This window comes from Mycobacterium sp. pW045 (genome assembly GCF_041287085.1).
Classification (GTDB): Bacteria; Actinomycetota; Actinomycetes; order Mycobacteriales; family Mycobacteriaceae; genus Mycobacterium; species Mycobacterium algericum_A.
Map to the genome: position 1 here is coordinate 140,822 of NZ_JBGGKU010000003.1, position 22,621 is coordinate 163,442.

At 69.6% G+C, this 22,621-nt stretch carries 19 protein-coding genes and 3 riboswitches; of the genes, 10 read left to right on the forward strand and 9 right to left on the reverse strand.

Features of this window, described 5'->3' with window-relative positions:
* Positions 1-8: 8 nt before the first annotated feature.
* Entirely contained in the window at positions 9-656 is a 648-nt protein-coding gene (locus ACAG20_RS05490) for a nitroreductase family protein (protein ID WP_370491835.1), read from the forward strand.
* 21 nt (positions 657-677) lie between these two features.
* On the opposite strand, the gene ACAG20_RS05495 is transcribed toward ACAG20_RS05490, so the two are convergent.
* Both ACAG20_RS05495 and ACAG20_RS05500 read right to left on the reverse strand, forming a co-directional pair.
* Positions 678-1,142, reverse strand: coding sequence for a tRNA (cytidine(34)-2'-O)-methyltransferase (locus tag ACAG20_RS05495; protein WP_013830131.1), 465 nt, complete (start codon positions 1,140-1,142; stop codon positions 678-680).
* 70 nt (positions 1,143-1,212) lie between these two features.
* A complete protein-coding gene (locus ACAG20_RS05500) occupies positions 1,213-1,458 on the reverse strand; it encodes a hypothetical protein (RefSeq protein ID WP_370491836.1) in 246 nt (81 codons plus the stop codon).
* Between the two features lie 308 nt (positions 1,459-1,766).
* Here ACAG20_RS05500 and ACAG20_RS05505 point away from each other — a divergent pair, with 308 nt between their 5' ends.
* The 4 genes from ACAG20_RS05505 to ACAG20_RS05520 are packed head-to-tail and all read left to right on the forward strand — an operon-like array spanning position 1,767 to position 6,030.
* Entirely contained in the window at positions 1,767-4,616 is a 2,850-nt protein-coding gene (locus tag ACAG20_RS05505) for an ATP-binding protein (RefSeq protein ID WP_370491837.1), read from the forward strand.
* Positions 4,613-5,059 (forward strand): roadblock/LC7 domain-containing protein, encoded by a 447-nt coding sequence (locus ACAG20_RS05510; RefSeq protein WP_112687849.1) that lies wholly within the window; start codon positions 4,613-4,615, stop codon positions 5,057-5,059. Before ACAG20_RS05505 ends, ACAG20_RS05510 begins: the two co-directional genes overlap by 4 nt.
* Positions 5,060-5,069: 10 nt before the next feature.
* Positions 5,070-5,459: a DUF742 domain-containing protein gene (locus tag ACAG20_RS05515; protein WP_112687847.1), complete on the forward strand. Its 390-nt coding sequence runs from the start codon at positions 5,070-5,072 to the stop codon at positions 5,457-5,459.
* 4 nt (positions 5,460-5,463) lie between these two features.
* The gene (locus ACAG20_RS05520; RefSeq protein WP_370492062.1) at positions 5,464-6,030 is read left to right on the forward strand and encodes an ATP/GTP-binding protein; all 567 of its coding nucleotides are present in this window, start codon (positions 5,464-5,466) and stop codon (positions 6,028-6,030) included.
* Positions 6,031-6,060: 30 nt separating this feature from the next.
* Here ACAG20_RS05520 and ACAG20_RS05525 read toward each other — a convergent pair whose 3' ends face one another.
* Both ACAG20_RS05525 and ACAG20_RS05530 read right to left on the reverse strand, forming a co-directional pair.
* On the reverse strand, positions 6,061-8,709 hold the full coding sequence (locus ACAG20_RS05525; protein ID WP_370491838.1) for an ATP-binding cassette domain-containing protein: 2,649 nt from the start codon (positions 8,707-8,709) through the stop codon (positions 6,061-6,063).
* Positions 8,710-8,775: 66 nt separating this feature from the next.
* Entirely contained in the window at positions 8,776-9,975 is a 1,200-nt protein-coding gene (locus ACAG20_RS05530) for an NADH:flavin oxidoreductase (protein WP_370491839.1), read from the reverse strand.
* 60 nt (positions 9,976-10,035) lie between these two features.
* On the opposite strand from ACAG20_RS05530, the gene ACAG20_RS05535 reads away from it, so the two are divergent.
* Together ACAG20_RS05535 and ACAG20_RS05540 are read left to right on the forward strand one after the other, a co-directional pair.
* Complete coding sequence (locus ACAG20_RS05535; RefSeq protein WP_370491840.1) at positions 10,036-10,884, forward strand: bifunctional methylenetetrahydrofolate dehydrogenase/methenyltetrahydrofolate cyclohydrolase; 849 nt, start codon at positions 10,036-10,038, stop codon at positions 10,882-10,884.
* Positions 10,885-10,928: 44 nt separating this feature from the next.
* A complete protein-coding gene (locus ACAG20_RS05540; protein ID WP_370492063.1) occupies positions 10,929-11,171 on the forward strand; it encodes a DUF3017 domain-containing protein in 243 nt (80 codons plus the stop codon).
* 10 nt (positions 11,172-11,181) lie between these two features.
* Here ACAG20_RS05540 and ACAG20_RS05545 read toward each other — a convergent pair whose 3' ends face one another.
* The 5 genes from ACAG20_RS05545 to ACAG20_RS05565 form a co-directional block, all read right to left on the reverse strand.
* Positions 11,182-12,045: a cyclopropane mycolic acid synthase family methyltransferase gene (locus tag ACAG20_RS05545; RefSeq protein ID WP_370491841.1), complete on the reverse strand. Its 864-nt coding sequence runs from the start codon at positions 12,043-12,045 to the stop codon at positions 11,182-11,184.
* A 164-nt stretch (positions 12,046-12,209) separates the two neighbouring features.
* Positions 12,210-12,671, reverse strand: a complete 462-nt coding sequence (locus ACAG20_RS05550; protein WP_370491842.1) for a DUF732 domain-containing protein — start codon at positions 12,669-12,671, stop codon at positions 12,210-12,212.
* A gap of 104 nt (positions 12,672-12,775) precedes the next feature.
* Positions 12,776-13,528 carry a class I SAM-dependent methyltransferase gene (locus tag ACAG20_RS05555; RefSeq protein ID WP_370491843.1) on the reverse strand — a complete coding sequence of 251 codons (753 nt, stop codon included), beginning with the start codon at positions 13,526-13,528 and terminating at the stop codon, positions 12,776-12,778.
* The gene (locus ACAG20_RS05560; RefSeq protein ID WP_370491844.1) at positions 13,525-14,661 is read right to left on the reverse strand and encodes a homoserine O-acetyltransferase; all 1,137 of its coding nucleotides are present in this window, start codon (positions 14,659-14,661) and stop codon (positions 13,525-13,527) included. The genes ACAG20_RS05555 and ACAG20_RS05560 overlap by 4 nt, the downstream gene beginning before the upstream one ends.
* Positions 14,662-14,683: 22 nt before the next feature.
* Complete coding sequence (locus ACAG20_RS05565; RefSeq protein ID WP_370491845.1) at positions 14,684-16,021, reverse strand: bifunctional o-acetylhomoserine/o-acetylserine sulfhydrylase; 1,338 nt, start codon at positions 16,019-16,021, stop codon at positions 14,684-14,686.
* A 130-nt stretch (positions 16,022-16,151) separates the two neighbouring features.
* Positions 16,152-16,272: riboswitch (SAM riboswitch) on the reverse strand.
* A gap of 143 nt (positions 16,273-16,415) precedes the next feature.
* Between ACAG20_RS05565 and ACAG20_RS05570 the strand changes: the two genes are divergently transcribed.
* The 3 genes from ACAG20_RS05570 (at position 16,416) to ACAG20_RS05580 (ending at position 22,457) form a co-directional block, all read left to right on the forward strand.
* Positions 16,416-18,650: an NADP-dependent isocitrate dehydrogenase gene (locus ACAG20_RS05570; RefSeq protein ID WP_370491846.1), complete on the forward strand. Its 2,235-nt coding sequence runs from the start codon at positions 16,416-16,418 to the stop codon at positions 18,648-18,650.
* An 81-nt stretch (positions 18,651-18,731) separates the two neighbouring features.
* Positions 18,732-18,881, forward strand: a riboswitch (cobalamin riboswitch).
* Positions 18,882-18,912: 31 nt separating this feature from the next.
* A complete protein-coding gene (locus ACAG20_RS05575) occupies positions 18,913-20,532 on the forward strand; it encodes a PPE domain-containing protein (RefSeq protein ID WP_370491847.1) in 1,620 nt (539 codons plus the stop codon).
* A riboswitch (cobalamin riboswitch) is annotated at positions 20,523-20,711 on the forward strand. It overlaps the preceding gene by 10 nt.
* Before the next feature lie 30 nt (positions 20,712-20,741).
* Complete coding sequence (locus ACAG20_RS05580) at positions 20,742-22,457, forward strand: PPE family protein (RefSeq protein WP_370491848.1); 1,716 nt, start codon at positions 20,742-20,744, stop codon at positions 22,455-22,457.
* Positions 22,458-22,621 lie beyond the last annotated feature (164 nt).

Consider the following 22,621-nt stretch of genomic DNA (forward strand, 5'->3'; position numbering starts at 1 on the left):
CTCGCTGCATGAACCTCAACTTGTCCGCAGACGAAGTCCTGACCACCACCCGTTCGGTCCGCAAGCGCCTCGACCTGGACAAGCCGGTTCCCCGCGAGGTGTTGATGGAGTGTCTCGAGATCGCCCTGCAGGCGCCCACCGGTTCCAACGCCCAGGGCTGGCAGTGGATGTTCGTCACCGACCCGGTCAAGAAGCAGGCGATCGCCGACATCTACCGCGCCAACGCCGAGCCCTACCTGGACCGGATGAGGCCCGACTACGGCGAGGGCGATGTGCGCGGCGAGCGAATGGAATTCGTCAGCGACTCGGCCAGATACCTGATGGAGCACATGCAGGACGTGCCGGTGATGCTGATCCCGTGCCTGGAGGGCCGGCCGGAGAAGGCCCCGCTGGGCATCAGCGCGTCGTTCTGGGCGTCGCTGTTCCCGGCCGCCTGGAGCTACTGCCTGGCGTTGCGCAACCGCGGGCTGGGTTCCTGCTGGACGACGCTGCACCTGCTCGAGGACGGCGAGCGGCAGACCGCCGAAGTGCTCGGCATCCCCTACGACGACTACAGCCAGGGCGGGCTGTTCCCGATCGCCTACACCAAGGGCACCGACTTCAAGCCGGCCAAGCGGCTGCCGGCCGAGCAGGTGGCGCACTTCGACAGCTGGTGACCCACGGCGATTGCAAGCGCCTCACACCCCGCCGGGGAAGCCGTGCTGGCGCCACGCCTCATAGGCCGCGACCGCGGCGGCATTGGACAGGTTCAGCGAGCGCCGGCCGGCCAGCATCGGGATACGCACCTGCCCGGTGATGTGCGGATCGGCCAGCGTCGCCGCGTCCAGCCCGTCGGGCTCCGGGCCGAACATCAGCACATCACCGGCCCGGTAACACACGTCTGCGAACGAGGTGTCGGCGTGCGAGGTGAAGGCGAACACCCGCGCCGGCATCAGCGCTGCCCAGGCATCCGGTAACGACGCGTGCACCGTGACCGCCGCCAGGTCGTGATAGTCCAGCCCGGCGCGACGCAGTTTGGGCTCGGACAGATCGAAGCCCAGCGGCTCCACCAGATGCAGCTCCGCGCCGGTGGCCGCCACCATCCGGATCGCGTTGCCGGTATTGGGCGGGATGCGCGGTGAGTGGAACAACACTTTGAACACAACTGATGTTGGCACGTCAGCGCGGCAAACCGGACACCTGGGCGCGTCGGTCTGCAGGTCTAGCGACCGCTCACGAATACGGCCCGTAGTAATCCCGGCACGGGGTGAAGACATTCACCCAGCCCTGCCCGCCGGGACACCACCGCTGCACATCATGGGGCCGGTTGCGCTCCGGCAACAGCCGGCACTCGCTGACACCGGGCAGGATGCAGTCCTGTCCGTAGCCCGGTTCGGCCTGCGCCGGGGCCGCCAGACCCAGCAGTCCCGCGCCGGCCGCAGCGACCACCGCCAGCACAATCCGAGTCAGCCGCGTCATGCTGCGATTGTCCATCGGCCCACTGACACGTCACCGGCCGTGCTGTTCGGGTGAGCGGAACGGCGCCCTTGGCCGGCGGCGTCGGCAGGACACGGAACCGTCTCGGGAGCTGCGCCTTTTCGGTAAAGGCTATGGTGATGGCACACGCAGACTGTCATACTCGTCGAATTGCCGACTGAAGTCGGCCCAGATCAAGGCGGGTCTCACACCGCTGTCGGTTCAGCGGGTGCGATGTGCCGGAAGCTCCGATGAATGAAGGCGCAAACGGTGAATTTCAGCCGAGCGGTCGGCGAACCGGCCGCCGAGCAGTGACGCTCTTCGACCACCCGGACGAGGTGGATCCCGCCCTCGACGGCCTGGCCGACCGTGAGAAGGAATCCGCTGCAGCGGCGGTGAAACGCCCGTCGCGGTGGTCGGTGCGCAACTGGCCGGTGCGATGGAAGGTGCTGGCGATCGCGCTGCTGCCGATGCTGCTGGCCGGTGTCTTCGGCGGGCTGCGTATCTCCGGGGCGCTGTCGGAGGCCAACCGGCTTCGGCTGGTCGCCGACCGCGCCGAGATGATCCCGGCCATCACCAATTACATGTCGGCGCTGGGCGACGCGCTGGTGGCGGCCTCCTCCGACGGCGACGCCGAGGGCGCCCGGAAGAACTTCGAGAACCGGATGTACGAGCTCCAGTCGCGGCTGTCGCATACCGACGTCGCGGCCGACGTTCGCTCCGGGGTGGGCACGCTCATCGAGCGGGGCGAGGGCCTGCTGGACGCGGTGTCGACCGCCGGTTTGGGGCTGCGCGAGGAGGTGACCGGCTACGCGCCGATCCTGCTGACCGCCGAGGACGCCATCAACGGCTCGGTTCGGCTCGACAGTGAACGGATCCGGGCGCAGACCGAGGGCCTGAGCCGCGCCGTCGGCGCCCGCGGTCAGATGATGATGCAGGAACTGCTGGTCAACCGGGGCGGTGAGGTTCCCGACGCGGAACTGCGCAGCTCGATGATGACGCTGGCCGGCACCGAGCCGTCCACGCTGTTCGGGATGACCGAGGTACTCGGAGTCGACTCCCCGGACGCCAAGGCCCTGCAGCAGCAGCTGGTGACCCGGATGGCGATCATGTCCGATCCGGAACAGGTGCTGCCCAACAACCCGGTGCTGCGGGACTCGATCCGCACCACCGACCAGATCGCCGCGCGGCTGATCGCCGAGAACACCGGGGCGGTGACCAGGGCGGTGGAAGACCGCGCCGCCGACCGCCGCGCCGCCGCCATCCGTGACATCGCACTGGTGCTGGCCGCGACCATCGCCACGCTGCTGGCGGTGTGGCTGGTGGCGCGCTCGCTGGTGCGGCCGCTGCGCACGCTGCGAAACAGCGCACTGCAGGTCGCCCACTCCGACCTCGAACACGAGATCGCCCGGGTGCGTGCCGGTGACGAACGCGAACCCGCGCCGTTGCCGGTCTACACCACCGAGGAAGTCGGTCAGGTCGCCCACGCCGTCGACGAGCTGCACGCGCAGGCGCTGCTGTTGGCCGGTGACGAGGCCCGGCTGCGCCGGCTGGTCAACGAGATGTTCGAGACGATGTCGCGGCGCAACCGGTCCCTGGTCGACCAGCAGCTGGCGCTCATCGACCGGTTGGAGCGCAACGAGGATGACCCGGACCGGCTGGAGAGCCTGTTCCAGCTGGACCACCTCGCCGCGCGGATGCGGCGCAACGGCGCGAACCTGTTGGTGCTGGCGGGGGCGCGGGTGCCGCACGAGCGGGGACAGGCGACCCCGCTGGCGACGCTGATCAGTGCCGCCGCCTCGGAGGTGGAGGGCTATCAGCGGGTGCAGACCGTGTTGGTGCCCGACGTCACGGTGATCGGCGCCGCGGCGGCCGACTGTGTGCACCTGCTCGCGGAGTTGATCGACAATGCGCTGCGCTACTCGGCGCCCACCGAGCCGGTGCGGGTGGTCGCCGGGCTCGATAACGACGGCGGAGTGGTGGTCGAGGTCGTCGACGTCGGTTTGGGCATGACCGACTCCGATCTGCGGATGGCCAACATGCGGCTGGCCTCCGGCGGTGAGTTCAGCCCGGAGAACGCCCGCCACATGGGTCTGTTCGTGATCTCCCGGCTGGCCCACCGGCACGGGATCGAGGTCCGGTTGTTCCCGGCGTCGCAGGGGTCACGCGGTATCACCGCCGAGGTGTACCTGCCGCCGCACCTGCTGAGCTACCGGGAGACCGAGGAGCCGGCCCCGCCGTCGTACCACGCCGGCCCGAGCCACCCCGAGGCATACCAGGACTACCGGGCTGACGAGCCCTACCAGCCTGACGAGCCCTACCAGCCTGAGACGTATGAGCCCGCCGGGGCGCATGAGCGGTATGAGGCGCACGAGCCCTACGAGGAGGCGGCCGAGCCCGGTCCCGTCGTCTCGCTGCTGCCGCGACGGACTCCGGGGTCCAGTGGCATCACCGGGATGCCCGCCGGGTCGCCGGTGCGGCCACCGGCCGACCACGAGGCCGGCCGGGAGCGCCGCGAACTGCCGCAACCCTGGTGGGAGGCCGACGAGCAGGCCGCCCAGCAGGCCGCAGACCAACGTCGGGAACCGGCCGAGGACGATTTCGTCGAACCCGAGCGGGTGATCGAAAAGTCTTCTCCGGCAGACACTTCGGCATACTTCGGGGCGCGGGCCCGGGTCCGCCGCGCCACCGAGGACACCGGCAGCGACACCGACACGATCTATCAGCGGATGCTTTCCGAGTCGCCGGGCAGCGATCCCAACGAGCCGGGTCTGCGCGCCGACCTGGACTGGCAGTCGGTGTGGGACCGCGGCTGGTCGGTGGCCGCCGAGGTGGAGAACATGCCGGTCACCGCCCACACCGAACACGGCCTGCCGGTGCGCGAACCCGGCGCCCGGCTGGTGCCCGGCTCGGCCGAAGCCGAACCGCCGCCGGCGGGTTCGGGCCCTCCGGCGCAGCGGCCGGACGACACCGGTGAACCGGTAGCATCCAACGGCGGGCCGGCCCACGAGGCGCCGGCACGGGATCCCGCGGCGATCCGCTCCTCGATCAGCAGCCACTTCGGCGGGGTGCGCGCCGCGAGATCGCACGCCCGGGAAAACGACTTCGGAAACGACTTCGAAAACGACTTCGACACCGACCAGGGACAGAACCAGCAATGACTTTTCCCACCGACCACAGTGACCAGCGGCGCGCTCCCGAAGGCTCGCTGGACTGGCTGGTGACCAACTTCGCCCGCGAAGTTCCCGGGGTGTCGCACGCGGTGTTGGTGTCGGTCGACGGACTGACGGTCGCGGCCAGCGAGCACCTGCCCAAGGAGCGCGCCGACCAGCTGGCCGCCGTGGCGTCCGGACTGGCCAGCCTGGCCTCCGGGGCGGCGCAGTTGTTCGAGGGCGGCCGGGTGCTGCAGTCGGTGGTGGAGATGGAGCACGGTTACCTGCTGCTGATGCGGGTCGGCGACGGCTCGCACCTGGCGACACTGGCGAGCGCCTCCTGCGACATCGGCCAGGTCGGCTACGAGATGGCGGTCCTGGTGGAACGGGTCGGCGCGGTGGTGCAGTCGGCGCGCCGGTCCGCGGCGCCGTCGCCGGGCGGCCGGTCGTGAAGGTCCGGTGATGGACCTGCCCGGCTTGCCGGAGGTCCGCCAGGCCCCGGAAACCGAGGCCAGCCTGGTGCGCCCGTACACGCTGACCGCGGGCCGCACCCACACCGAGGTCAACCTGCCGCTGGAGGCCCCGGTGCAGACGGTGCGCCGGGCGCAACCCGGCCAGTGGCCGGCCGGTGATCCGCGCGGCCGTATCGTCGAACTGTGTCAGACCGGCCCGTCGGTTGCTGAGATCGCTGCTCGGCTGGACCTGCCGGTGGGTGTGGCACGCGTTCTGGTGGGGGATCTGGTCACGTCGGGACACCTTCGGGTGCGTCGCACGCTGAGCGAGGCGTCCACCCGGGAAGAACGACGGGAACTGATAGGAAGGACGCTTCGTGGCCTACGAGCGCTCGGCTAGTCCGATCCGCCCAAGGGAGTCAGCATCGACGAAGATCGTCATCGCCGGGGGGTTCGGGGTCGGCAAGACCACATTCGTCGGCACGGTCTCGGAGATCATGCCGCTGCGCACCGAGGCGCTGGTCACCGACGCCTCGGCGGCCGTCGACACGCTCGATGCCACCCCGGAGAAGCGGACCACCACGGTGGCGATGGACTTCGGCCGCATCACCTTGGCCGACGACCTGGTGCTGTACCTGTTCGGCACGCCGGGGCAGCGCCGGTTCTGGTTCATGTGGGACGACCTGGTTCGCGGCGCCATCGGCGCAATCATCCTGGCCGACTGCCGGCGGTTGCAGGACAGCTTCGCCGCCGTCGACTTCTTCGAGCACCGCAACCTGCCGTTCCTGATCGCGGTCAACGAGTTCGACGGCGCCCCGCGCTATCCGGTCGCCGCGGTGCGCAAAGCACTGGCGTTGCCCGATCACATCCCGGTGATCACCGTCGATGCGCGCGACCAACGGTCTGCCCGCGACGCGCTGATCGCGATCAGCGAATACGCGCTGTCGGCGCTGACGCCCGCTCAGGGCTGAATCGCCGCACCCGCGGACACGCGGACACGCTCAGCGTTTGAGCCGGATCTTCCACCACACCACCAGGGCGTAGCAGACCGACAGCACGGCCAGCATCCCCATGTCGAGCAGCCAGATGCCCCGAGTGTGGTCCCACAGCCGGTCTTTGGGGATCTGCGGGGCGTTCATCAAGGTGTTGAAGTCGACGGTCGACCCGCCGGCCGCATACCCCCAGCGCGCCGGCGTCAGCCAGGACAGCTGGTCGAGGCCGGCTCGGCCGCCGACCGGGATCATGCCGCTCGACAGCACCAGCTGCGACATGATCGACACCACCAGCATCGGCATGATCTGCTCGTTGGACTGGGCGAACGCCGACAGCGCCAGGCCGAGGATCGCCGATGCCACACAGGTGCCGGCCACTCCGAGGAACAGCTCGAAGTTCACGCTGCCGAACAGCACCGCGTCGCGCGCCGGGCCGCCCTTGCCCAGCACCACGATGGTGGTGGCGATCGCGGCCTGGACGGTGGCGAACACGCAGAACACCGCGATCTTGGCGAGCAGGTAGGCGACCGTCGACAGTCCGACGGCCTGCTCTCTTCGGAAGATCGGGCGTTCGCCGATCAGGTCGCGGATGGTCAGTGCGGTGCCCATGAACACGGCGCCGATATTGAGCAGCACCATGATGTATCGCGGTTCGGTGGGGGCGTCGGGCCCGGGTATGCCCAGCCCGTGGTTGCCCTCCACGGTCAACGACAAGATGCCGACGATGAACGGCAGCAACGCCAAAAATATCGAGTAGCCGCGGTCGGAGACGATCAGCCGGACCTGCCGGCGCGCGATCGTCGACAGTTGTTTGAGCAGACTGGTGGCCGCCGGTTTACCGAGGTCGGCGGGGGGTGTCTCGGCCAGCGCCACCGAGGACCGCCGGCCGCCTTCGCGCTCCAGAAAGCGCCGGTTGGCTTCGTCGGGGTCGGCGCCCACGTTGGCGAAGATGTCGGCCCAGTTGCGGGTTCCCAGGGCGGTCTCCACCTGGTCGGGCGGGCCGATGAATGCCGTCTTGCCGCCGGGGGCCAGCAGCAGGATCTGGTCGCAGACATCGAGGTAGGCCACCGAGTGGGTGACCACCAGCACCACGCGTCCGGCGTCGGCGAGACCGCGCAGCATCAGCATGACCTGACGGTCCAGTGCCGGGTCCAGGCCCGACGTCGGTTCGTCGAGCAGCAACAGCGACGGCCCGGTCAGCAGCTCCAACGCCACCGAGGCGCGTTTGCGCTGGCCGCCGGAGAGCTTGTCCACCCGGGTGTCGGCGTGCTTGGTCATCTCGAGTTCCTCGAGTACCTCCGCGACGGCCTGATCGCGATCGGCCTGGCTGCTGTCGGGCGGCAGCCGTAGCTCGGCGGCGTAACCCAGCGCCTGGTTCACCGTCAGCTGGCGGTGCACCACGTCGTCCTGCGGGACCATCCCGACCCGGCTGCGCAGCGAGGCGTAGTCGGCGTGGATGTTGTGGCCCTCGAACAGCACGGAGCCGGAGCTGGGCCGGGTGTAGCCGGCGATCAGCCGGGCCAGCGTGGTCTTGCCGGCGCCGGAGCCGCCGATGATCGCGGTCAACGTACCCGGACGGGCGGTCAGCGAGATGTTGTTGAGCAGCCGCTTGCCGCCCTCGACGTCGAAGCAGACGTCCCGGACTTCAAGCCCGCCACTGCCCGTCGCGGTCTCGGTGCGGCGTACCAGGCTGCCGCCGTGGAATTCCAGGTCGACGTTGCCGATTGTGACCAGGTCGCCCTCGGTGAGGATCGCCGAGCCGATCCGGACACCGTTGACGAACGTGCCGTTGATGCTTCGGCTGTCGCGGATCTCGGTGCCCAGCGGGGTCGGGATCAGCATCGCGTGGTGCCGGGAGGCCAGCACATCGGAGATGACGATGTCGTTGTCGGTGGCGCGCCCGATGGTCAACGCACCGGCGGGCGCATCCGGCGGTGAGGCGGATCCAGGCCGCAGGATGTCGATCATCCGGGTGGCGAGGTTGCCGACCTCCGGTGGTTTGGCCGCCACCGGGGCCATCCGGGTGGCCGGTTGCCGCGGCGGCAACGGCTCGGCGGGCGCGGGTGGCGCGAAACTCTGACGCAGGGCCGCGTCGCCGGACGGTCCCGCCGGGTATGCCGGTTGCCGGTGGGGCAGCGGCGGGGGCTGATACGGCGGCGGGCCGGGCCGCAGCGGCTGCTGGATACCGGGGTGTCCGGCCGAGCGCGGATCCGGGTAGTGCGCAGGTTCGGGGGGCACCGGCACGGCGGGCCGGCCCGGTGGCTGCGCCGGCGGCCGGCCCGGGCGTGCGATGCCCGGCTGCGGCACCTGGATCGAGACGGTCTGCGGCGGCCGGCCGGCCTGGCCCTGATGTCGCCCGACCTCGAAGGACAGCCGGGGGCCGTCCGGGTTGCCCAGGTTGACGCACTGGCCGTCGCGGATGTCGACCATCGGCACCCGCTGGCCGTTGACGTAGATGCCGTTCAGTGAGCCGTTGTCGATTCCGAGCCACCTGCCCTGCTCGAAGCGCAGCAGCAGGTGCGCGCGGGAGACCAGTGGATGCGGGATACGGATGTCGGCGCGCAGGTCACGCCCGATGACCACGTCGTGGCCTGCGGAGAATGTGCCTTGCGACCCGTCATAGCGCACGGTCAGCACCGGCGGAGCAGGGTGACTCATCGGATCAACTGTATCGGGCGGACCGAAGTGGCCGCCGGTCCGCGGGCCGCGAGTCCGCGCGGATCTTCAGCGCAGCAGGTCGGGGGCGCCGGTGACAACGCAGTGGGTGCGCTGGTAGATCGTGGGCATGCACTGGTTGCAGTGGATGCATTCCGACACCGTCGCCGGCTCGGCCGCGATCCGGTTGACCAGATCCGGTTCGGCCAGCAGCGCCCGGGCCATCGCGACGAACTCGAAGCCCTCGGCCATCGCCTGATCCATGGTCTCGCGATTGGTGATGCCCCCCAACAGGATCAGCGGCAGCGACAGCTCGGCGCGGAACAGCCGGGCGTCGTCCAGCAGATAGGCGTCGTGGTACGGGTATTCGCGCAGGAACTTCTTGCCGGTCATCCGCATGCCCCAGCGCAACGGGGGCGGGAAGACGTTCGCGAACTCCTTGACCGGGGCGTGGCCGCGGAACAAATACATCGGGTTGACCAGCGAGCTGCCGGCGGTCAGCTCGAGGGCGTCCAGGCCGCCGTCGTCCTGCAGCCACTTGGCGGTGGTCAGCGACTCGTCCAGGCTGATGCCGCCGCGCACCCCGTCGGACATGTTCAGCTTCGCCGTCACGGCGATCTGGCCGGCGCCGTCCTTCTCGACGGCCTGGCGGACCGCCTGCACGATGCCGCGGGCCACCTTGGCCCGGTTGGCCAGTGAGCCGCCGAACTCGTCGGAGCGGCGGTTGATCAGCGGCGACAGGAACGAGCTGGCCAGATAGTTGTGACCGAGGTGGATCTCGACGGCGTCGAAGCCGGCGTCGACGGCGCAGCGGGCGGCGTCGGCGTGCTGGGCGATGACCTGGTCGATGTCGTCGCGGGTGGCCTTCTTGGCGAACCGCATGCCGATCGGGTTGAAGAACCGTACCGGCGCCAGCGCGCGGGCCTTGTTCGAGCGGGCGTCGGCGACCGGGCCGGCGTGGCCGATCTGCGCGCTGACCGCCGCACCCTCGGCGTGCACGGCCTCGGTGAGCCGGCGCAGCCCGGGGAGGGCCTCCGGGCGCATCCACAGTCCGTCGTCGGAGGTGCGGCCGCCGCGGGAGACCGCGCAGTAGGCGACGGTGGTCATGCCCACCCCGCCGGCCGCCGGCAGCCGGTGGTACTCGATCAGGTCGTCGGAGACCAGCGCGTCCGGGGTGCGGTTCTCGAAGGTGGCGGCCTTGATGACCCGATTGCGCAGTGTGATCGGGCCGAGCTTGGCCGGACTGAAGACGTCGGGAGCAGCAGGCATTCCCGGAGCTTAACCCCGACGGTGGCGTCGGATCCGGCGGGGAATGTCACAATGTCCGGCGTGGGTGCGATCACGTTGGACGGCAAGGCCACGCGCGACGAGATCTTCGTCGACCTCAAAGCCCGGGTGGACAAACTCGCCCGGGCGGGCCGCGTTCCGGGGCTGGGCACCATCCTGGTCGGCGACGACCCGGGCTCGCACGCCTATGTGCGCGGCAAGCACGCCGACTGCGCCAAGGTCGGCATCACCTCGCTCCGCCGCGACCTGCCGGCCGACGTCAGCGCGGCGCAGCTCAACGACACCATCGACGAGCTCAACGCCAACCCGGAGTGCACCGGTTACATCGTGCAGCTGCCGCTGCCCAAACATCTCGACGAGAACGCCGCGCTGGAACGCGTCGACCCGGCCAAGGACGCCGACGGGCTGCACCCGACGAACCTGGGCCGGCTGGTGCTGGGCACCCCGGCGGCGCTGCCGTGCACGCCGCGCGGGATCGTGCACCTGCTGCGCCGCTACGACGTGCCGATCGCCGGCGCCCACGTGGTGGTGATCGGCCGCGGGGTGACCGTCGGGCGCCCGCTGGGCCTGCTGCTGACCCGCCGGTCGGAGAACGCCACGGTGACGTTGTGCCACACCGGAACCCGCAACCTGCCGGAGCTCACCCGCCAGGCCGACATCATCGTCGCCGCTGTCGGGGTGCCGCATCTGCTCACTGCGGACATGGTGCGTCCCGGGGCGGCCGTCGTCGACGTCGGCGTCAGCCGCACCGATGCCGGACTGGTCGGCGACGTGCATCCGGACGTGTGGGAGGTGGCCGGTCACGTGTCGCCCAACCCCGGCGGCGTCGGCCCGCTGACCCGGGCCTTCCTGCTGACCAACGTCGTCGAGCGGGTCGAGAGCGAACTGTGAGGCGCGTGGACGTCCGCCGGCTGGTCGCCGCCCAGTGGCCGATCATGCTGGTGGGGCTGATCTTCGTGGTGGCGTTCGTGCTGGCCGGCGCGAACTTCTGGCGTCGCGGCGCCCTGCTGATCGGGATCGGCACCGCGGTGGCCGCCGCGCTGCGGCTGGTGCTGTCCGAGGAGCGGGCCGGGCTGCTGGTGCTGCGGGACCGGGGACTGGACTTCGCGACGATGACGACGGCAGCCACGGCGATGGTCTATATCGCCGCGACCGTCGACCCGCTGGGAACCAGCTGACCCTTCGGCCTCACTTGGCCAGGGTGAACTGGTTGACGTCGAATCGCCCGGCGCGGAATTCCTCGGCGCAGCCGGTCAGGTACCGCATGTAGCGGTCGAAGACCGCCGCGGACTGCAGTTCGACGGCCTCGCACTCGTGTGCCTCCAGCGCTTCGGCCCAGTGGTCGAGGGTCATCGCGTAGTGCTGCTGCAGCGACTGGATGCGCTTCACCCTGAACCCCGCCTTTACGGCGTGCTCCCTGACCAGACCGATCGACGGCAGCTGGCCGCCGGGGAAGATCTCCGTCATGAGGAATATCTGAAAGTCGGCCAGCTCGGCGGTCAGTGCCATGCCGTGTTCGACGATCTCCTGCGGTGACAGGCCGCAGATCGTGTGCAGCATCATCGTGCCGTCGTCGGGCAGTGCCTTGAAGGTCGTGGTGAAGAAGTCGTCGTAGCGGTCGTAGCCGAAGTGCTCGAACGCCCCGATGGACACGATCCGGTCCACCGGCTCGTCGAACTCCTCCCAGCCGGCCAGCAGCACCCGCCGGCTGCGCGGGCTGTCCATCGCGTCGAAGCGCGATTGCACATGGGCGGCTTGGTTTTTGCTCAGGGTCAATCCGATCACATTGACGTCGTATTGCTCGATGGCGCGCTGCATGGTGGTGCCCCAACCGCAGCCGATGTCGAGCAGCGTCATCTCCGGCTGCAGCCCGAGCTTGCTGAGCGAAAGGTCGATCTTGGCGAGTTGGGCTTCCTCCAGCGTCATGTCGTAGCGCTTGAAGTAGGCGCAGCTGTAGGTCTGGGTGGGGTCGAGGAACAGCCGATAGAAATCATCGGACAGGTCGTAATGGGCTTGTACATCAGCGAAATGCGGGGTCAGCCGGTCGGTCATGAGGGGTGGCCTTTCGGTCCGTCGGGGGCTTATCAGTGCCGCCCTAAGGCCGTCCCTCCCCAGTCGGCCGGACCCGCATACCCGCTGTCGTCCCGGATAAACAACAGCTCGCGTAAAACATCGCTGCCACAACGGCAGCGCGGGCCCGTCGCCGGCGCTACCGGCTAAGCGACCGGGATGGCCGGGATTCCGCCGGGCAGGCCGGGAATCCCACCGGACAGCCCCGGAATGCCACCGGACAACCCCGGAATGCCGCCGCCCGGCATGCCCGGGACCAACGGCAGCTCCGGAAGCTGGCCGCTGGCCAGCTGCGCCAGCAGCTGCGGGCAATACGCCTGCACCGCGATCTCGGTGAACAGCTGCGCCATCTCCGGCGACATGGCGGGCCCGCCGCCCAGTGCGGTGACCGGGGACGCCACCGACGCCGCGGTGCCGGCCGGCGCGGTCAGCATCGGGCAGACGGACTGGCCCAGTTCCGCGGTCGCGGCCGGGTCACCGACGGGAACGCCCGCCCCGGCAAGATCGGACAGGAACGAGGTATCGATCGGACTCGCCTGCGCCGGCGCCGCGGCGCCGATCAGGCCAGCACATATCCCCAGGCCGGCCAGGGCCACGAAGCGTCGCATTATCTCCCCCGTCTGTCTGCCCGGCGCCGAGCGGCACGGGGACTGGTGGTTGAAATTCTGCATCAAAGGGATAACGCCGACGAGTCGGCCGGGTCACGGTTTGCCTACGACGGTTCCAGGGTGGCCCGCACGCACACCGTGATGTAGGGCAGCGCCAACCCGGTCGAACCGACCAGCGCCGGATGGGTGGCCAGCAGGTGGCGGACCCGATCCAGCGTCTTGGTGCGCACTGCGTCCGGTGAGGTGATGCAGTAGCTGCGGGAGGCGACCAGGTCGATCAGCGCCTGCGGGGTCAGGTAGTTGGTCCACTCCAGCTGGTGGTGTTCGATCGCACCGAACGGCGCCGGCAGTGTCACGCCGCCGTCGACGGCGTCGCGGGCGTCTTCGCGGCCGATGATCTCGCCGAGTTCCTTGACCCAGCCCAGCCGCTCGTCGCGGGTGTTCCACACCAGCCCCAGCCGGCCGCCCGGGCGCAGCACCCGGATCAGCTCGGGGATGGCCCGTGCCGGGTCGAACCAGTGCCAGGCCTGCGCCACCAGCACGGCGTCGACGCTGTCATCGGGCAGCGGGATCTGCTCGGCGGTGCCCAGCAGAGCCGGGGTCTGCGGCAGCGAGGTCTGCAGCACTTCGAGCATCTCGGCGATCGGGTCGACGGCCACCACATTCAGGCCACGCTCGACCAGCCGGGTGGTGAGCTTGCCGGTGCCGGCACCCAGATCCAGCACGTCGGCGGCGTCCGCTGGTAGCAGCCAGTCGATCGCCTCCGGCGGGTAGGACGGGCGGCCCCGTTCGTAGGCGGCCGCCTGCGAGCCGAACGACAGCGATCGATCGTGCCGGGGCTGCCGCGACCGGTTCACCGCCGGTGCACCCCCGCCGAGTCCGCCAAGTCCAAGGTCTGGCGGATCAATTCTCCGACGCGGTCGGTCTCCAGCAGGAAGCCGTCGTGGCCGTAGTCGGACTCGACCACTTGCAGGCGTGCACAGCCGGGCAGCAGCTCGGCCAACTCGGCCTGCAGGCGCAGCGGATACAGCCGGTCGGAGGGGATCCCGGCGACCACGGCCGGTACCGGGCAGTCCCGCAGGGCGGCGGCGACGCCGCCCCGGCCCCGGCCCACGTCGAAGCCGGACAGCGCTTCGGTCAGCGCGACGTAACTGCCGGCGTCGAACCGCGCCACCAGCTTGCCGCCCTGGTGGCCCAGGTAGCTCTCCACCGCGTAGCGCGGGTCCGCTGGGTCGTCCTCGGCCTGCGCTCTATTGCCGAATCGCCGGTCGAGTTCGGCCTCGCCGCGGTAGGTCAGGTGCGCGATCCGCCGGGCGATCGCCAGCCCGCTCTCGGGACTGCGGCCGGTGCCGTGGTAGTCGCCGCCCTGCCAGTCCGGGTCGGCCTTGATCGCGGCGACCTGGGTGCTCTGGGTGCCGATCTGGTCGGCGGTCGCCCGGGCGCCGACGGCCAGCAGCAGGCCGGCGCGCACCCGGTCCGGGTGGCCGATCATCCACTCCAGCGCGCGGGCGCCGCCCATCGAACCGCCCATCACCGCGGCCACCTCGGTGATGCCGAGCGCGGCCAGGGCGGCGATGTCGGCTTCCACCTGATCGCGAATCGAGATGGCGGGAAACCGTGAGCCCCAGGGTTTCCCGTCGCGAGCCAGCGAACTCGGGCCGGTCGATCCGCGGCAGCCGCCCAGGGCGTTGGTGGCCACCGCGCACCAGCGGTCGGTGTCGATCGGGGCGCCGGGCCCGACGATCCCGTCCCACCAGCCCGCGGTGGGATGTCCGGGCCCGGCCGGCCCGGTGACATGGGAGTCCCCGGTCAGCGCGTGCAGCACCATGACGACGTTGTCGCGACGCGGCGACAGCTTGCCCCAGCGCTGCACGGCGATGTGGACGTCATCGAGCACCGCTCCGCTCTCCAAGCGCAGCGGGCCGATGCCGACCGTGCCGGTCTCTCCCTCGGCGGGCAGCACGTGGGTCGAGAATTCCGAAATCGTCACCGCAGCCTCTTTGACAGCCGCCTCAACGAGCCGCGAGCGCGGACGATTCGCCGAGCTGTGTTGCGACCGCGGCGAACCCGAGTTCCAGGTCGGCCAGGATGTCGTCGATGCCCTCGATGCCGACCGCCAGCCGCACCAGTCCGGGAGTGACACCGGTGCTCAGCAGCTCGTCGCCGGAGAGCTGACTGTGCGTGGTGGACGCGGGGTGGATCACCAGGGAGCGCACGTCACCGATGTTGGCGACGTGGCTGTGCAGCTGCAGCGCGTTGACGAACGCTTTTCCTGCTTCTAGGCCGCCGCCCTGCCCGCTGCCGGCGATCTCGAAGGACAGCACGCCGCCGACGCCCTTGGGGGCCAGCCGCTGCGCCAGCTCGTACCACGGCGAGTCGGGCAGCCCGGCATAGTTGACGCTCAGCACGTCGTCACGGGCGGCCAGGAATTCCGCGACCCGCTGGGCATTGGCGACGTGACGCTCGACCCGCAGGCTCAGCGTCTCCAGGCCCTGGGCGATCAGGAATGCGTTGAACGGCGAGGCCACCGACCCGTAGTCGCGCATCAGCTGGGCACGGATCTTGATCGCGTAGGCCGGCGGGCCCAGGTCGGCGTAGACCAGGCCGTTGTAGCTGGGGTCGGGGGTGGTGAACCCCGGGTGGCGGCCCTGGGTCCAGTCGAAGTTGCCGCCGTCGACGATCACACCGGCGATCGCGGTGCCGTGGCCGCCCAGGTACTTGGTGGCCGAGTGCACGACGATGTCGGCACCCTGGCTGATCGGCTGGATCAGGTACGGGGTGGCGATGGTGTTGTCGACGATCAGCGGCACGCCGTGGTCGTGGGCCACCGCCGAGACCCCCGGGGTGTCGAGGATGTCGATCTTGGGGTTGGAGATGCTCTCGGCGTAGAACGCCTTGGTGTTCGGCTGGACCGCCGCGGCCCAGGACTCCAGGTTGTCGGGGTCCTCGACGAAGCTGACCTCGATGCCCAGTTTGGGCAGCGAGTAGCGGAACAGGTTGTAGGTGCCGCCGTACAGCCGGGGGCTGGCCACGATGTGGTCACCGGTGCCGGCGAGGTTGAAGATCGCGAACGTGCTGGCGGCCTGGCCGGCCGACAGCAAGGTGGCGCCCACCCCGCCCTCGAGCGCGGCGATGCGTTCCTCGATGACGGCGTTGGTGGGGTTGGTCAACCGGGTGTAGATGTTGCCCGGCTCGGCCAGCGCGAAGCGGGCGGCGGCCTCGTCGGTGTCGCTGAACAGGTACGAGGTGGTCTGGTAGATCGGCAGGGCGCGTGACCCGGTTTCCGGGTCACCGGCGTGGCCGACGTGGATCTGCTTGGTCTCGAACGACCAGTTGTTACCGGCGGTCATAGGTAGATGCTTTCTGAAGAGAGTGTTATCGCTGGGGCAGGAGGGGTGTCAGCGACGACAACAACGGTCTGATCGGCGCAAGGAGGCACGCATCAGGTTCCCCTGTCTACTCGGGGGGCCCGTTGTGGCGGACCCGCGCTTGCCGCGTAGCCTGCGGCGGCTACTCAACCCGGTCAATCACCCGGGGCACCCCACCGCGGTTGGAGGGTTGCCGGCCAGCAAGCCGGGGCTTCGCGCTGGCACTCATGACCGCTTGGCAGCCTATCGCATCTATCGGAGGTGCCGCCACCTGCTCACCGGCCGGTGGCCGCCAATGGCCGGTACGCGATACTTGAGGCCGCCGTGTACCACGCGGAACAACAGACATTCGAACCCTGACGCCGGGAGAACAGCCATGTGCGCCGACCAGCCGACCATCATCTACACGCTGACCGACGAGGCGCCGCTGCTGGCGACGTACTCGTTCCTGCCGATCGTGCGGGCCTTCACCGAGCCCGCGGGCATCGACGTCAAATCCAGTGACATCTCGCTGGCCGCGCGCATCCTGGCGGAGTTCCCCGACGTGCTCACCGAGGAGCAGCGGGTGCCCAACAACCTGGCCGAACTCGGGCGGCTGACCGAACTGCCCGACACCACGATCATCAAGTTGCCCAACATCAGCGCGTCGGTGCCGCAGCTGGTCGCCGCGATCAAGGAACTGCAGGACAAGGGCTTCGCGTTGCCGGACTACCCGGCCGACCCCAAGACCGACGCCGAACGCCAGACCCACGACCGCTACGCCAAGTGCCTGGGCAGTGCTGTGAACCCGGTTCTGCGGCAAGGAAACTCCGACCGACGTGCGCCCAAGGCGGTCAAGGAGTACGCCCGCAAGCACCCGCACAGCATGGGGGAGTGGTCGCAGGCGTCGCGCACCCACGTGGCCACCATGCGCCACGGCGACTTCTACCACGGCGAGAAGTCGATGACGCTGGACCGTGCCCGTGATGTGAAGATGGAGCTGAAAACCAAGGGCGGCAAGAAGATTGTGCTCAAGGAGAAGGTCGCCCTGTCCGACGGCATGATCATCGACTCGATGTTCATGAGCGTCAAGGCGCTCCGCGAGTTCTACGAATACCAGATGGAAGACGCCCGCAAGACCGGTGTGATGTTCTCGCTGCACGTCAAGGCCACCATGATGAAGGTCAGCCACCCGATCGTGTTCGGCCACGCCATCAAGGTGTTCTACAAAGACGCATTCGCCAAGCACCAGAAGCTCTTCGACGACCTGGGCGTCAACGTCAACAATGGCCTGGTCGACCTGTATGACAAGATCGAGACGCTGCCGGCCTCGCAGCGCGAAGAGATCATCGAGGACATGCACGCCTGCCACGAGCAGGGGCCCGAACTGGCGATGGTGGACTCGGCCAACGGCATCACCAACTTCCACTCGCCGTCGGACGTCATCGTCGACGCCTCGATGCCGGCGATGATCCGGGCGGGCGGCAAGATGTACGGCGCCGACGGGCGGACCAAGGACACCAAGGCGGTCAACCCCGAATCCACCTTCTCGCGGATCTACCAGGAGCTGATCAACTTCTGCAAGACCCACGGCCAGTTCGACCCGGCCACCATGGGCACCGTGCCCAACGTCGGCCTGATGGCACAGAAGGCCGAGGAATACGGCAGTCACGACAAGACTTTCGAGGTTCCCGAGGCCGGGATCGCCGACATCGTGGACTTGGACACCGGTGAGGTGCTGCTGAGTCAGAACGTCGAGGCCGGTGACATCTGGCGGCTGTGCACGGTCACTGACGCCGCCATCCGCGACTGGGTGAAGCTGGCCGTGCAGCGCGCGCGGATCTCCGGCATGACGGTGGTGTTCTGGCTTGACACCGAGCGCCCGCACGAGGCCGAGCTGCGCAAGAAGGTGAAGGCCTACCTGAAGGACCACGACACCGAGGGCCTGGAGATCCAGATCATGCCGCAGGTATGGGCGATGCGCTACACCCTGGAGCGGCTGATCCGCGGCCAGGACACCATCGCCGCGACGGGCAACATTCTGCGCGACTACCTCACCGACCTGTTCCCGATCCTGGAGCTGGGCACCAGCGCCAAGATGCTGTCGATCGTGCCGCTGATGGCCGGCGGCGGCATGTATGAGACCGGCGCCGGTGGTTCGGCGCCCAAGCACGTCAAGCAGCTCGTGGAGGAGAACCACCTGCGCTGGGACTCGCTCGGCGAATTCCTGGCGCTGGGCGCCAGCTTCGACGACATGGGCGCCAAGACCGGCAACCGCGGCGCGAAGATCCTGGGGCAGACGCTGGACACGGCGATCGGCAGGCTGCTGGCCGACAACAAGAACCCGTCGCGCAAGACCGGCGAGCTCGACAACCGCGGCAGCCAGTTCTTCCTGGCCAAGTACTGGGCGCAGGAGCTCGCCGCGCAGACCGAGGACCCCAAGCTGGCCGAGCACTTCGCCGCGGTGGCGAACGGGCTGGAGAAGAACCAGGACGTCATCCTCGACGAGCTGACCGTGGTGCAGGGCAAGGCAGTGGATATCGGCGGCTATTACGCGCCGGATCACGCCCTGACGGAGGCGGTGATGCGGCCCAGCCCGACGCTCAACGCGGTGATCGACGGCAAGGACTGATCCCCCTTCAGGTGAGAGCCAAATCCACGACAGACACGCCGACACAGGCGTCGTGGATTTGGCTCTCGGCGGCGGTTAGCGGCGGTCGTCGGTGTCCGGCGTGCGACAATTCGCCGGGTAAGGCGACGACGAGGTAGGAATCCGGTGCAAGTCCGGAGCGGTCCCGCCACTGTCATCGGGGAGTGAACCGTCTCCGAGAGCCAGACACTCACGTCGTCGCGACCTGCGATTCGGGGCGGGCACCCCGAGGAAGCTGGCGAACGTGACCGCGCCGATTTGGATCGCGTCTCCTCCCGAAGTCCATTCGACGCTCCTGTCGGCCGGCCCCGGCGCCGGTCCGCTGCTGGCGTCGGCGGCGGCGTGGAGCGCCCTGAGCACCGAGTACACCGAGATCGCCGACGAGCTGACGGCCCTGCTGGGCGCGGTGCAGGCCGGGGCCTGGCAGGGCCCGTCCGCCGAGGCCTACCTGGCGGCCAACGCGCCCTACCTGGGCTGGCTGACCCACGCCGCCGCCAACAGTTCGGTGATGGCCGCCCAGCAGCAGATCGCGGCCTCGGCCTACAGCGCCGCGCTGGCGGCCATGCCGACGCTGGCCGAACTGGCGGCCAACCACGCCACCCACGCGGTGCTGGTGGCCACCAACTTCTTCGGCGTCAACACCATCCCGATCGCGCTCAACGAGGCCGACTACGGCCGGATGTGGCTACAGGCCGCCACCGTGATGGCCACCTACCAGGCCGTCGCCGGCGCGGCGGTGGCGTCGAGCCCGCAGACCGTCGCCGCGCCGCAGATCGCCAAGGCCAACGCCGCAGACGCCAGCCAGCCGCAGCTGCCGCCGGACCGGCAGAACGACATCATGGAATGGCTGCAGAACAGCGGCTACACCGACTTCTACAACAACGTGCTGCAGCCGATGATCAACGAACTGGCGGCCAACCCCTACCTGCAGTCGATGTTCGCCGGCTTCGACCCCTGGCTGCCCGTGCTGGGCAACCCGCTCAGCTTCTTCAGCCCCTACAACATCGCGTTCGCGCTGGGCTACCCGATGGACTTCGGGTCGTTCGCCGCCTATCTGTCGCAGACCTTCGCGTTCATCGCCGCCGACCTGGCCGCGGCGTTCGCCAGCGGCAACCCGAGCACCATCGCCGCCACCTTGCTGTTCACCGCGGTCGAGGCGATCGGCACCATCATCACCGACGTGATCGCCCTGCTCAAGACGCTGCTGGAGCAGGCGATCGTGCTGATCCCGGTGATGCTGCCGATGCTGACCGCCGCCCTGGCGCCGCTGGCCGCGGCGCCATTGGCCGGGCTGGCGGGACTGTCCGGGCTGGCCGCGCTGCACGCCGTGCCGGTTCCGGTCGTTCCGGTGGTCCCGCCGTTCGCCGGTCTGACCGTGGCGCCCACTCCACCGGCCGCGGCGCCGGCCCCCGCCCCCGCTCCGGCGCCGGCTCCCGCGCCCGCTCCAGCCCCGGCTGCACCGCCGGCGCCTCCGCCGCCGCCCGCTCCGCCGTTGTCGCCGGTGGACGGCATGTCCTACCTGTACATGGTGGCCGGCCTGGGCCAGCAGGCCCGCCGGGCGGCGGGCACCAGCGCGCGGCGACGCAAAGCGCCCGAGCCCGACGCAGCAGAGGTTCCCGCTGCCGCGGCCACCGCCCAGGAGACGGCCAAGGCCCGGCGCCGCCGCAAGGCGAAGGCCGACATGCTGGGCCGCGGTTACGAGTACATGGACTTGGACGATGAGCTGGATGCGGTGGTCGACACCGACCCGCCGGGCATGCTCCCCAGCGGCCTGACCGCGCTGGCCGGGGACGCCTTCGGCGCGGTAAAGGCACCGATGACACCGGGCACCTGGACGCGGGAACGTCGCAAGCAGGCCCCTTAGCGTGCGATAATTCGCCGGTAAGGCAACGACGGTGCAGGAAGCCGGTGAGAATCCGGCACGGTCCCGCCACTGTGATCGGGGAGCGACCCTCAACAGCCACGGCTCCATGTGGAGTTGGAAGGCGAGGCGAGCGTTGATCCGAGAGTCAGGACACTCACGTCGTCGCATCCTGCTACCCGGGGCGGTGTACCCCGAGAGAGCTGGTCGACGTGACCGCCCCTATTTGGATGGCGTCGCCTCCTGAGATCCATTCGTCGCTGTTGTCCGCCGGCCCCGGTGCCGGCCCGTTGCTGGCCTCCTCGTCGGCGTGGACGGCTTTGGCCGTCGAGTACGCCGAGATTGCCGATGAGCTGACCGCCCTGTTGGGCGCGGTGCAGTCCGGGGCCTGGCAGGGCCCGTCCGCGGAGGCGTTCGTGGCCGCCAACGCGCCCTACCTGGCGTGGTTGGTGCGTGCCGGTGCCGATGCCACGGCGACCGCTGCCCAGCAGCAGACCGCGGCAGCCGCCTACACCAGCGCACTGGCGGCGATGCCGACGATGGCCGAGTTGGTGGCCAACCATGTCACGCATGCGGTGCTGGTGGGCACGAACTTCTTTGGCGTCAACACCATTCCGATCGCGCTGAACGAGGCCGACTACGCGCGGATGTGGCTGCAGGCCGCCACCGTGATGACCGCCTACCAGGCCACCGCGACCACCGCGGTGGCGGCATCGCCGCAGACCGAGCCGGCGCCCCCGGTGCTCAAGGCCGCCGGGAGCGCGGACGCGACGGCGCCGGAGCCGCCGCAGTGGTTCCTCGACTTCGCGAAATGGCTCGAAGGACTCGTCCCCAGCCCGCCGTATCCCGACAGCAGCCAGTACCCGCTGTATGCGCAGCTGACCGAGTTCTTCGACAAGATCGGCTTCACCGGCATCTCGGGTCCGCTCGCCGATTTCTTCACGAGCCTGCAGAGCGGATCGTCGTTGTTGCCGCCGTGGGGCGTGCCCGGATCGTGGCTGGGGTGGACCGGCAACCCGCTGAGCTATTTCAACCCGGCAAACCTGGCCTACATCTTCTCGGTGCCCCTGGACCCGGGGTCGTTCTTCGCGTTCACCAGCATCGTCATCGTCGACGATCTGCTGGCGATCATGTACACGGCGCTGTTCAACCCCCAGGGACTCGGCCTGGTGGTACCGCTGGCGATGGTCGAGATCGTCGGGGCGACGATCGGCAATACCATCCAGGCGCTCAACTACCTGATCACCCAGACGGCGCTGATACCCGCACTGCTGCCGGCGCTGGCCGCCACGAGCGTGCTGGCCCCCGCCGGGGTGCTCGGCGGTCTGGGCATCGGCGGGCTGGCGCACCACTTCGCGGCGGCCGCCGCGGTGCCGCCGCCAGCCCCGCCACCCGGTTTGGCGATGGCCCAGCCGCCGGCCCCGGCGCCCGCGCCCGCCCCGGCACCGACTCCGACGCCCGCACCCGCGTCGGCTCCGGCCGCAGCACCCACCCCGCCGCCCGGTGCGCCGCCTCCCACACCTGCCGGGCCGCCGTCGGTCACCATGCCGGCCTACATGTACATGGTCGGCGGCCTGGACATGGGTGCCCGACGCGCATCAGGAACCAGTGCCCGCAAGAAGCCGGTGCCCAAGCCGGACAGCGTGGACGTCCCCGCAGCCGAGGCGGCCGAGCAGACCGCACCCCGGCGGCGGCGGCGCAAGCCGACGGCCGACATGTTGGGCCGCGGCCATGAGTACATGGACCTCGAACCCGAGCTTGCGCTGGTGGCGGCCTCGGATCGGGGTGCGGCACAAGGCTTCGCCGGCGGGTCGCGCCGGGTGGCGGGCGCCCGCCCGGCCGGGCTGACGTCACTGGCCGACGACGGATTCGGCGGCGGCGCGGTCAGCCCGATGGTCCCCAATACCTGGCCGGGCGAGGAGTCCTAACCGCTGGGTTGGATGCGGCGGTCCAGCTTCGGCTCTCCTGCGTCGAGCCTTGCTAACCGCTGGGCCTGATGCGGCGGTCCAGCTTCGGCTCTCCTGCGTCGAGCCTTGCTAACCGCTGGGTCTGATGCGGCGGTCCAGCTTCGGCTCTCCTGCGTCGAGCCTCG